This is a genomic window from Bathymodiolus azoricus thioautotrophic gill symbiont, assembly GCF_001298715.1.
In the GTDB taxonomy this organism is placed as follows: Bacteria; Pseudomonadota; Gammaproteobacteria; order PS1; family Pseudothioglobaceae; genus Thiodubiliella.
Map to the genome: position 1 here is coordinate 1 of NZ_CDSC02000017.1, position 1,178 is coordinate 1,178.

Below are 1,178 nucleotides of genomic sequence, written 5' to 3' on the forward strand. Positions count from 1 at the left end.
ACTGTTGCTTCTTGGGCTTGTTTGCCATGTAAGGCGACACTCATTTTAAAAATAAGATTAAAACCTTTAACGCCTATACGCTTCCTAAAGTGCACCAACTCGGTGGCATTGCAAGGCATGCCTGGTATATAGTTTGAGTGACCACAGAAGTATTGGTAATAAGGGTTGCGCTTAAACTGTAAAACAACACTTTATAACAACAGGGTCTAGATAACTTAGAAATAAGGAGATGCTACCCTTTATTATGAAACCCAATAGAAAATAAGGAGATGTTACCCTTTATTATTAAGTCCAATAAAATAAAGAAAACAATCTAGTATGTACAAATATGGTAGAAAAAGCAACAGAGCATCAATATTCAAGTATTGCTTATCACTGAAGCATAAGACAGTATCTTTTTCCCTCGTTTGTTAACATTAAGCAGTAAATTATACAAGACGAGTGGGCAGTAAGGTCTTTTGTTTGGCGATGAGGTTATGGACTAAGCCATGAATGTTAAGACATTTTTTTTGAGGGGGCGAAAAAAAACTCAGCGCTTAAACGACACTGAGTTTTTTTGGTTGAGTAGAAATTAGGGTTTAATTTTGGATATTTTTGCCAATGTTGACTAGGAAAGAGGCGAAGGGCCCCATGTTCTCCATAGCTTCACCCATAGGACCCTCAAAAGATAAACCACCAAAGGTCATATGATACATAGGACCAGATTCACCGGTGCCCATGTCTGCCCAGTCTTCCAGGGTGGCACTCATTTTGTAGTCAAAGTCGTCATTTATTTTTGTTGTTTGAATACTGTCAAAGGCAGCAATAACTTTGCCACTATGGTCAATGTGTAATTCTGCGGTTTTTTTTGAATCTTTAACGATGACTTGGAGGATTTTGTAGCCTTTGCCACCATCATTGCCAGCCCAGCCTGATTTGACTAATTCGGCTGGGGTGGATGAGGCGTTGAATGTCTTGGCAATGTCTTGTGCACCTGCGAAAACATTAAATGAGAATAAAGTAGCAAGTAGGGTGGTAATAGTAAGTAGTTTTTTCATAATAGATTTCCTTAGGTTGAGTTATTTTATAGTTTGTAGCGATAAAAAAAATTATTTTACAGTAAAAAAATTTTCGATTTTCACGGATTTTATAAATTCTTTCTGCCAGTGTTTGCCGAGTTGCTGTTCGGTAATTAGTTG

At 37.4% G+C, this 1,178-nt stretch carries 1 protein-coding gene; it reads right to left on the reverse strand.

The genetic code is table 11. The features are described 5' to 3' along the window. Positions 1-578: 578 nt before the first annotated feature. A complete protein-coding gene (locus BAZSYMA_RS00345; protein ID WP_090714384.1) occupies positions 579-1,037 on the reverse strand; it encodes an SCP2 sterol-binding domain-containing protein in 459 nt (152 codons plus the stop codon). Positions 1,038-1,178: the final 141 nt, after the last annotated feature.